The sequence below is a fragment of the Geobacillus sp. BMUD genome (assembly GCF_013096845.1).
Lineage (GTDB): Bacteria > Bacillota > Bacilli > Bacillales > Anoxybacillaceae > Geobacillus > Geobacillus vulcani.
In genome coordinates this window covers 1-226 of sequence record NZ_SDLA01000118.1, presented here as the reverse complement: position 1 = coordinate 226, position 226 = coordinate 1, and the positions used below count along the sequence as shown (strand labels likewise).

At 61.1% G+C, this 226-nt stretch carries 1 rRNA gene; it reads right to left on the bottom strand.

Going from position 1 to position 226, the window contains the following annotated elements:
- Nucleotides 1–226 (bottom strand): 23S ribosomal RNA (locus ETC05_RS18545); the annotation flags it as partial.

Here is a 226-nt window from a genome sequence, read left to right as displayed (position 1 = left end):
CCCACACCTCATCCCCGCACTTTTCAACGTGCGTGGGTTCGGGCCTCCAGCCGGTGTTACCCGGCCTTCACCCTGGACATGGGTAGATCACCTGGTTTCGGGTCGACGACGACGTACTTCGCGCCCTGTTCAGACTCGCTTTCGCTGCGGCTCCGCCTCTTCGGCTTAACCTCGCACGCCATCGTCACTCGCCGGTTCATTCTACAAAAGGCACGCCATCACCCAT